The sequence below is a fragment of the Anaerolineae bacterium genome (assembly GCA_014360855.1).
Lineage (GTDB): Bacteria > Chloroflexota > Anaerolineae > JACIWP01 > JACIWP01 > JACIWP01.
Genome location: JACIWP010000118.1, coordinates 1 through 9,185 on the forward strand (window position 1 = coordinate 1; position 9,185 = coordinate 9,185).

Annotated in this window: 9 protein-coding genes and 1 tRNA gene; 7 read left to right on the plus strand and 3 right to left on the minus strand. The window is 65.4% G+C overall.

Going from position 1 to position 9,185, the window contains the following annotated elements; translation table 11 throughout:
- Nucleotides 1-89 precede the first annotated feature (89 nt).
- Both H5T60_07885 and H5T60_07890 read right to left on the minus strand, forming a co-directional pair.
- Nucleotides 90-1,199, minus strand: a complete 1,110-nt coding sequence (locus tag H5T60_07885; protein MBC7242350.1) for a site-specific integrase — start codon at nucleotides 1,197-1,199, stop codon at nucleotides 90-92.
- 118 nt (nucleotides 1,200-1,317) lie between these two features.
- A tRNA-Arg gene (locus tag H5T60_07890) sits at nucleotides 1,318-1,390 on the minus strand.
- 196 nt (nucleotides 1,391-1,586) lie between these two features.
- Here H5T60_07890 and hrcA point away from each other — a divergent pair.
- The 7 genes from hrcA to H5T60_07925 all read left to right on the plus strand — a co-directional run bounded on the left by hrcA (nucleotide 1,587) and on the right by H5T60_07925 (nucleotide 8,992).
- The gene (gene hrcA, locus H5T60_07895; protein ID MBC7242351.1) at nucleotides 1,587-2,666 is read left to right on the plus strand and encodes a heat-inducible transcription repressor HrcA; all 1,080 of its coding nucleotides are present in this window, start codon (nucleotides 1,587-1,589) and stop codon (nucleotides 2,664-2,666) included.
- A 39-nt stretch (nucleotides 2,667-2,705) separates the two neighbouring features.
- Nucleotides 2,706-3,344 carry a nucleotide exchange factor GrpE gene (locus tag H5T60_07900; GenBank protein MBC7242352.1) on the plus strand — a complete coding sequence of 213 codons (639 nt, stop codon included), beginning with the start codon at nucleotides 2,706-2,708 and terminating at the stop codon, nucleotides 3,342-3,344.
- 46 nt (nucleotides 3,345-3,390) lie between these two features.
- The gene (gene dnaK / locus H5T60_07905) at nucleotides 3,391-5,286 is read left to right on the plus strand and encodes a molecular chaperone DnaK (protein MBC7242353.1); all 1,896 of its coding nucleotides are present in this window, start codon (nucleotides 3,391-3,393) and stop codon (nucleotides 5,284-5,286) included.
- Between the two features lie 65 nt (nucleotides 5,287-5,351).
- Nucleotides 5,352-6,482: a molecular chaperone DnaJ gene (gene dnaJ / locus H5T60_07910; protein MBC7242354.1), complete on the plus strand. Its 1,131-nt coding sequence runs from the start codon at nucleotides 5,352-5,354 to the stop codon at nucleotides 6,480-6,482.
- Between the two features lie 29 nt (nucleotides 6,483-6,511).
- Nucleotides 6,512-7,447: a 50S ribosomal protein L11 methyltransferase gene (gene prmA / locus H5T60_07915; protein ID MBC7242355.1), complete on the plus strand. Its 936-nt coding sequence runs from the start codon at nucleotides 6,512-6,514 to the stop codon at nucleotides 7,445-7,447.
- A gap of 9 nt (nucleotides 7,448-7,456) precedes the next feature.
- Nucleotides 7,457-8,209: a 16S rRNA (uracil(1498)-N(3))-methyltransferase gene (locus H5T60_07920; GenBank protein MBC7242356.1), complete on the plus strand. Its 753-nt coding sequence runs from the start codon at nucleotides 7,457-7,459 to the stop codon at nucleotides 8,207-8,209.
- A gap of 21 nt (nucleotides 8,210-8,230) precedes the next feature.
- The gene (locus H5T60_07925; protein MBC7242357.1) at nucleotides 8,231-8,992 is read left to right on the plus strand and encodes an alpha/beta hydrolase; all 762 of its coding nucleotides are present in this window, start codon (nucleotides 8,231-8,233) and stop codon (nucleotides 8,990-8,992) included.
- On the opposite strand, the gene H5T60_07930 is transcribed toward H5T60_07925, so the two are convergent.
- Nucleotides 8,987-9,185, minus strand: a 199-nt coding sequence (locus H5T60_07930) for a non-canonical purine NTP pyrophosphatase (protein MBC7242358.1), incomplete at its 5' end; no start/stop codon positions are given. The two genes, H5T60_07925 and H5T60_07930, sit on opposite strands and share 6 nt — an antisense overlap.

Below are 9,185 nucleotides of genomic sequence, written 5' to 3' on the forward strand. Positions count from 1 at the left end.
GTTCGCACATCATGCACCTCCTACGCTCCATCTACGCTCCACCTACTGCTTTCCCGTGCTTCCAGCCCGTTTTTCGCGCCTTCTGCACGCTATCCTGCCGCTATCGCGCTCCGGATGGCCTCCACCGCCTCGTGGTCTGGTCTGCGCAGTGCGTGGGCGTACACGCTCATGGTCACCTGGGGCGTGGCATGGCCCAGGCGCTGGGAGACCTGCGTCACCGGCAGGCCCGCCTCCAGCAGGAGCGATGCGTGCAGGTGGCGCAGTCCATGGGGCGTCATGGGTGGGAGATTCAGACGCTGGCACTCCCTGCGCAGGGCATGCTGGACGGTGCTCTGGCTCAACGGTTGCCCGTGCTCCCCTGTGAAGACCAGCCCGCTGTTCTGCCAGGACGCGCCCGCCTTCAGGCGCAGTTGGGCCTGGATGGCACGCTGGCGCTTCAGCGCGCTCACCGCCTCCGTTGGCAGGGCGATAGTGCGCACGCCGGCGCTCGTCTTTGGCTCTCCCACCACCCACTGGCCAGCGATGCGGTGCAGGGAGCGTCGGATGGTCAGTGTGCCCGCGTTCAGGTCCACGTCCTCCCAGGTCAGCGCCAGCAGTTCGCCCAGCCTGGCACCGGTGGCCACCGCCAGGAGGAAGAGAGGGTACAGCCAGTGGTCACGGGTTCCCTCCAGGAAGGCGCGGAGCTGGTCAGGCGTCCACAGCTCCTTGCGTGCCGGCGCATAGCGGGGCCTGACGATGCGGTCGCAGGGGTTCTCTATCAGCCAGCCCCACATGACGCCCAGCCTGCAGGCGCGGTGCAGGAGGACGTAGACCAGTTGGGCGGTGCGGGTCTTGTCCTCCCTTTGCAGGTCATTCACCAGCTTTTGAACGTGATGGGGTTTCAGCCTGTCCAGGCGCATTTGGCCCAGGACGGGGCGGATGTACAGATCGCAGGTCTGCTTATAGCTTACAAGCGTCTTGGGCTTCAGCGTCGGTTCGCAGGTTTCCAGCCAGGACCGTATCAGGTCTGCGACGGTGCGCCTGCTGTCAGGAAGCTCCCCCTGGCGCTCCGCCCATTCCTGCAGTTCCTTCAGCTTCTGGGCCACCTCTTGGCGGGTGCGTCCGTACACCGTGCGCCGGCGCCCGTTGACCTGCAAAGACGCTTGATAGCGCCCATCCGTGCGCTTGACGATAGTCCCCTCGCCCCTGCCTCTGGCCATTGTGCACCTCCGAAGTGTTGTCAAAAGTGTTGTCAGGCCAGACAAAGGGCGGGAAGGGAACGAGGCATACTACATACAGTGGATATATGCGGAAAACGGGGCTGTATATTGTAGTAGGCGCGCCCGGGGAGACTCGAACTCCCAGCCTACTGATTCGAAGTCAGGCGCTCTGTCCGTTGAGCTACGGGCGCGCTACCCATTATAAACAATTTACCCCCCGCGTCAAATTCCCCTTCCTCCCGCCGCCCTCCTTGTACTTCTTGACAGACACGCCGGAAAATGGTATTATATACCCCGAATTTTAGCACTCTGGGGGAGAGAGTGCTAAAAACCATTACATAACGCTTGACGCGCCGGCCCCGCCGGCCATACCATACCCAGGTGCCTATGACAACACCCGAACTGACCGAACGACAAAAGACCGTCCTCGGACTGATCGTCAAACAATATATCCAGACTGCACAGCCGGTCAGCTCCAAAACAGTGGTGGAGCAGTACGGGTTGGGGGTCAGCCCGGCCACCATCCGCAACGAAATGGCCTACCTGGAGGAACTGGGCTACCTGACCCACCCCCATACCTCCGCCGGCCGCGTCCCCACCGAGGCCGGCTACCGCTTCTTCGTCGAACATCTCATGGGGGAAAGCCAACTGCCCGAGCGCGAGCGCATCATGATCCGCCACCAGTTCCATCAGGCCGGCATGAGCCTGGAGGAATGGGCCAAGCTCGCCGCGGCGGTCCTGGCGCACGTCACCCACAGCGCGGCCCTGGTCTCCAGTCCCCGCATCTCGCGCGGCCAGTACAAACACCTGGAGCTGATCTCCATCCGCGATACCCTGGTCCTGCTGGTGCTGGTGCTCCAGGGCGGCATCGTCATGCAGCGCATGCTCTCCCTGGCACAGGCCAAGCCCCAGGAAGAGCTCCAGCGCATATCCAATAAGTTCAATGACCTGTTCATGGGCCTGACCGCCGGCCAGATCCGCTCCAAAGCACTGGCACTGGACGCCTTCGAAGCCGGCATCCGCGACCTGGTGGCTGACCTGATTGACGAGAGCGACCGCCAGGGCGGCATGGAGGTCTACCGCCATGGCCTGGCGCACGTGCTCGAGGCGCCGGAGTTCGCCGATCCGGAAGCCGGCCTCCAGCTCATCCGCGTCCTGGAAGAGCGCGACCTGTTGAGCATGCTCGCGCGCGAAATGGCCGCGCCGGGCAGTATCCAGGTCATCATCGGCGGCGAAGGCCGCTGGGAAGGGCTAAGCGCCTGCAGTGTGGTGCTCTCCCGCTACGGCTGGCGCGATCGCGTCACCGGCCTGCTGGGCGTGCTGGGCCCCATGCGCATGCCCTACGCCCGCAATATCTCAGCCGTGCGCTACGTTTCCGACGTGCTCAGCGAGTTGATTCGCTCCCTGTACGCCGAGGAAAAATTGCCCGCTGAAAACGAAGCGGACATTATCGACATGGAGGAATAACCAGTGTCTGCAGACCGACACCCAGGAGGTGATGAACCTGTGAAAGATAACGGCAAGGAGAAACTGGAATTTGGACAGGAGCCGGCCCTCGGGCCTGCCGGCGATGCTCCCACCACCGAAACTCCCCCCACTTCTCCCACGGGGGAGGAAGTGGCGGAGACCGCGCCCGGCGAGGCGGAGCTGGCCGAACTGCGCCGGCAGTTGGAGGAAACCCAGGCCAAAGCCGACGAGTACCTGGATCAGTGGCGGCGCTCCGTGGCGGAATTCTCCAATTTCCGCAAACGCATGGAGCGCGACCGCCAGGAGTTCCAGAAGACGGCCACCGCCGATTTTCTCAAGCGCCTGCTCCCCATCGTCGACGATATGGAGCGCGCCTTCGCCCATCTGCCGGCGGAGCTGGCCGGCCATGAATGGATCATCGGCATGCAAATGGTGTATCAGAAACTCCTGGACCTCCTGCGCCAGGAAGGCCTGCAGGCCATCGAGGCGGAAGGCGGCCAGTTCGACCCCCTCTACCACGAGGCGGTTTCCTATGAAGAGAGCGCCGAACACGAGGACGGCGCCATCATCGGCGTGGTGCGGCGGGGATACCGCTTCGGCGAGCGGGTCCTGCGGCCGGCGCAGGTGCGCGTCGCCCGCCGGCGCGAGACCACAGAGGCCGGCGGCTCCGGCTCCTGAACCCCTTCATTATTAATTCTTATGAGACGCTAGGAGAATAACACATATGGGCAGAATCGTTGGCATTGACCTGGGCACGACAAACTCGGTAGTTGCCGTTATGGAGGGCGGTGAACCAACCGTCATCCCCAGCGCGGAAGGCTCCCGGCTGTTCCCTTCGGTCGTGGCCGTCAACCCGAAGACCGGCGAACGCATGGTCGGCCTGGTCGCCAAGCGGCAGGCCATCACCAACCCGGAGAACACCATCTTTTCCATCAAGCGCTTCATGGGGCGCAAATATAACGAGCCATCCGTCCAACGCGATATCGAGCTGGTGCCCTACAAGGTGACCGCCGCTCCCAACGGCGATGTGCGCGTCGTCATGGGCGGGCGGGAATATTCCCCGCCGGAGATCTCGGCCATGATCCTGCAGAAGATCAAGCAGGACGCCGAGGCCTATCTGGGCGAGCCGGTGACCCAGGCGGTCATCACCGTGCCGGCCTACTTCAACGACTCTCAGCGCCAGGCCACCAAAGACGCCGGCCGCATTGCCGGCCTGGAGGTGCTCCGCATCATCAACGAACCCACCGCCTCCGCCCTGGCCTATGGCCTGGACAAAAAGAAGGACGAGATCATCGCTGTCTATGACCTGGGCGGCGGCACCTTCGATATCTCCATCCTCGAGCTGGGCGACGGCGTCTTCGAGGTCAAGTCCACCAACGGCGATACCCACCTGGGCGGCGACGACTTCGACCAGCGCATCATCGACTGGCTGGCGGAGGAGTTCAAGCGCGAGCATGGCATTGACCTGCGGGAGGACCGCATGGCCCTCCAGCGCCTGAAAGAGGCCGCCGAGCGGGCGAAGATCGAGCTGTCCACCGTCATGGAGACGGAGATCAACCTGCCCTTCATCACCGCTGACGCCTCTGGCCCCAAACACCTGGTGATGCGTCTGAGCCGCTCCAAGCTGGAGCAATTGGTAGGCGACCTCATCGAGCGCACGCTGGGGCCCTGCCGGCAGGCCCTGCTGGACGCCAAGCTCCGTCCCGAGGACGTGGGCGAGGTCATCCTGGTGGGCGGGCAGACCCGCATGCCGGCCGTCCAGGAGGCCGTGCGCCGCTTCTTCGGCAAAGAGCCGCACAAAGGCGTCAACCCGGATGAAGTAGTGGCGATCGGCGCGGCCATCCAGGCCGGCGTCCTCGGCGGCCAGGTCAAGGACATCCTCCTGCTGGATGTGACGCCGCTCACCCTGGGCATCGAGACCCTGGGCGGGGTGATGACGCCGCTCATCGAGCGCAATACCACCATCCCCACCCGCAAGAGCCAGATCTTCTCCACCGCCGCGGACGGCCAGACCCAGGTCGAGATCCACGTCCTGCAGGGCGAACGCCCCATGGCCGCTGATAACAAATCGCTGGGGCGCTTCATCCTGGACGGCATCCCGCCGGCGCCGCGCGGCGTCCCCCAGATCGAGGTCACCTTCGACATTGACGCCGACGGCATCCTGCACGTCTCGGCGCGCGACAAGGCCACCGGTCGCGAACAGCGCATCACCATCACCGCCTCCAGCGGTCTGACGGAAGAAGAGATTAAGCGCATGGTCCAGGAGGCGGAGCAGTTCGCCGAGGAAGACCGCCGGCGCAAAGAAGAGGTGGAAGCCCGCAACAACGCCGATTCCACCATCTACCAGGCGGAGAAGCTCCTGCGCGAGTACGGCGATAAAGTGCCGGCGGACCTGCGCGCCGACGTGGAGCACAAGATCGAGGCCGCGCGCAGTGCCATGCAGGGGCGCGATGTGGCGCGCATCCGCCAGGCCACCCAGGAACTCGGCGAAGCCCTCCAGCGCCTGGGCGCCGCCATGTATCAGGCCGCCGGCCCATCCACTGCCGGCGATGACACAAGCGCCGGCCCCTCCTCCGGCGGCGAAGAAGAAGTGGTGGACGGCGAGTACCGCCAGGCATAAACCCATTTACAAGGGGCGGCCCCCGTGCCGCCCCCTCCAACATCATCGTATGAGCGGCATACAGGATGAGCGCCAAGCGCGACTACTATGAGGTTCTCGGGGTGGAGCGAACTGCCACCACCGAGGAAATCAAAAAAGCATACCGCCGGCTGGCCCGCCAGTACCACCCCGACGTCAACAAATCCCCTGAAGCGGAGGCCCGCTTTAAGGAGATCAACGAGGCCTACGAGGTGCTGAGCGACCCCGAGAAGCGCGCCGCCTATGACCGCTTCGGCCACGCCGGCGTCTCCGGCAACGGCTTCGGCGACTTCACCGGCTTCGGCTTCGGCGGGCTGGGCGATCTGTTCGAGGACCTCTTCGCCGGCTTTGGCATGGGTACCTCGGCACGCGCCAGCCGGCGGCCCCGCCGCGGCGAGGACCTACGCGTGCAGATCGAGATCTCCTTCGAAGAGGCTGTGTTCGGCTGTGAGAAGGAGATCGAGATCCCGCGTACGGAGACCTGCCCGCGCTGTAACGGGAGCGGCGCCGAGCCGGGCACCTATCCCACCACCTGTCCCCAGTGCAAGGGCACGGGCGAGGTGCGCCGCGTCCAGCAGTCCATCCTGGGGGCCTTCGTCACCGTCAGCGTCTGTCCGCGCTGTCAGGGGGAGGGCACTGTTATCCACACCCCCTGTACCGAATGCCGCGGCCGCCGGCAGGTCCAGCGCCTGCGCAAGATCACCGTCACCATCCCCGCCGGCGTGGACAACGGCACCAAAATCCGCCTGGCCGGCGAGGGGGAGGCCGGTTTATACGGCGGGCCGCCCGGCAACCTCTATGTCGTGCTGACGGTCAAACCGCACCCCATCTTCCAGCGGCAGGAGGATGACCTCATCCTGGAGCTTCCGCTCAACTTCGCGCAGGCGGCACTCGGCGATATGGTGCGCATCCCCACCCTGGAGGGGGAGGAGGACTTTGTGATACCCGCCGGCACACAGACCGGCGATATCTTCCGCCTGAAGGGCCGCGGAGTGCCCCACCTGCGCCGCAACGGGCGCGGCGACCTGGTGATCATCGCCCGGGTGGTGACCCCCACCAAGCTGACTGCGCGCCAGAGAGAACTGCTGGAAGAGCTGGGCAAAACCCTGGGCAAACCGGTCATCCCGCAGAACAGTAAAAACATCTTCGAGCGGTTCAAAGACGCCTTCAAGCCATGAAACACAGCAATGCATCCCGGGTACGGTGGTTGGAAGCACGCGTGCAGGCCGATGGGGAAGCCGTGGAAGTCATCAGCGAGTACTTCAATCGGGTGAGCACCGGCGGGGCGGTGCTGGAGCGGGTGGAGCCGGCCGCCCCACCCGATTCCCCAGAGGCCGGCCTGTACTGGGTCATCGGTTATTTCCCCGTCCATCACACGCTGGAAGAGGAGGAATGCCGCCGGCGGGTGGAGGAAGCGGTCTGGCATATCAATCAGGTGCACCCGACCGGCCCCGTGCAGTTCAAACTGCTGGAGGATGAGGATTGGGCCGAGGCCTGGAAGGCCCATTACCGCCCGATGAAGCTGGGCGAACGGCTGGTCATCAAGCCCACCTGGTGCGAGTGGCAGGCTCAGCCGGATGAGGTCATCATCGAGCTGGACCCGGGCATGGCCTTCGGCACTGGCCTGCACCCCTCCACGCAGTTATGCCTCCGGGCGCTGGAGCGCTACTGCCGGCCCGGCCAGAAAGTCCTCGACCTGGGATGCGGCTCCGGCATCCTCTCCATCGCCGCCGGCAAACTGGGGGCCGAGCGCATCCTGGCCCTGGATATTGACGCCTTGGCCGTGGAAGTCGCCGCGGACAACGCGGCTGCCAACGGCCTTGCGGAGCGGGTCCTGGTCCTGCAGGGAACCCTGCCGCCGCGCGGCGAAGAGGACCAGCGCGCCGTGGACGAGGCGGTGCTTATGGCCCCGCAGGGCTTCGATCTCATGCTGGTCAACATCCTGGCGGAGGTCATCGCCACCATGATATCCCACGGCCTGGATGCCTGGCTCGCGCCGGATGGCCTGATGATACTCTCCGGCATCATCCAGGAACGTGAGGAGCTGGTGCAGGATGCCCTGGAGGAAGCCGGCCTCCGCGTCGTGGAGCGCCAAACCCAGGGCGATTGGGTGGGATTAGTCGTCCGCAAAACCGGAGGATGAGGTGGTACCATGCACCGCTTTTTCGTCTCCCCAAACGCCATCGGGCGCGGCCGGGTGCTTATCCAGGGCCAGCAGGCGCACCATATCCGCAACGTCCTGCGCATGACCCCGGGAGAGCACATCATCATCCTGGACGATTCCGGTTGGGAAATGGAGGTGGAGCTGACCGAAGTCGAGCCGTACCAGATCAGCGGGAACATTATCCGCCGCATGCTTGCCCGGGGCGAACCGCGGGTCAAGGTCAGCCTGTACCAGGCCATGCTGAAGGGGGACCGCTTCGAATTCGCCCTGCAGAAGGGGACGGAGCTGGGCATTGTGGAGTTCGTGCCCATTATCACATCCCGCTGTGTGGTCGCCAACCTGGATGATATCCGCCGCAAGCATGAGCGCTGGGAGCGCATTATCCGCGAAGCCGCCGAACAGTCCCGCCGCGGCCGGCTCCCTGTCCTGGAGCCGGCCACCATGTTCCAGCAAGCCCTCGAACGTGCCCGCGACGCCGGCAGTTTGACCCTGCTCCCCTGGGAAGGCGAGACCCGTACCAGCCTGAAGCGCCTGCTGTCCGAAGCGCCGCTTCCCTTCTCCATCAATCTCTTCATCGGGCCGGAGGGCGGCTTCACGGAGGACGAAGTGCGCATGGCGCAGGCCTACGGCGTCCGCACCGTCAGCCTGGGGCCGCGCATCCTGCGCGCCGAAACCGCCGGCATCGTCGCCGCCGCCGCCATCCTCTACGAGGCCGGCGACCTGGAACCCCTGCCGGCGTGAGGCCGGCCGGAGGATGACCCTATGCCGTTCGCGAACATCCTCATGGGCCGCGCCTATTACACGGCCGCCGGCGCGCCTGGCTCCTCGCATACCCTCCTGCTCATCCACGGCGCCGGCGGGAGCCATCTGGACTGGCCGGCCTCCCTGCGGCGCCTGCCCAAGGCGCGGGTATATGCCCTCGACCTGCCCGGACACGGCCGCTCCGCTCCGCCGGCCTGCGATTCCATCGCCGGCTACAGCGCCTGGACAGCGGAATTCATGCGCGCCCTCCAGCTTCCGCCGGCCGTGGTCGTAGGCCATTCCATGGGCGCGGCGGTGGCGCTGGAGCTGGCCCTGCAGGAGCCGTCCCTGGTGCGCGCCCTGGTGCTCATCGGCGCCGGCGCGCGCCTGCCGGTATCGCCGCTCATCCTGGAAGGATTGCAGACAGCGCCGGGGGAGATCATCCCCCGCATCGTGGGGTGGGCATACGGTCGGGATTTCCCCGAAGAGGGCAAAAAGCTGGCCCGCCAGCGGATGGAGCAGGTGCCGCCGGCGGTGCTGTACCGCGACTTCCTGGCCTGCAGTCGGTTTGACCGCCGCGCGGAGTTGAAGGATATCCCTCAGCCGGCGTTGATCCTGGCCGGCAGTGAGGACCGCATGGTCCCCCTCGCCTTATCGGAAGAGCTGTGCGGGGGACTGCCGCGTGCCCGCCTGGTCACATTTGCCGGCGCCGGCCATATGCTGACCTTCGAACGCCCGGAGGAGGTGGCCGGCGCGGTGGCGGAATTCCTGGCCGGCTTATGAACGCTCCAGCAGTGCCTGTAAGATGGGCTTCATGCGCATCAGGGCGCGCGCCCGATGGCTGACCCGGTTCTTCAGCTCCGGCGGGAGCTCCGCCATCGTCTTCCCCAGCGCCGGCATGTAGAAGACCGGGTCGTAGCCAAAGCCGTGTTCCCCGCGCGGTGTGTCAATGATCACGCCCTCGCATTCCCCTTCC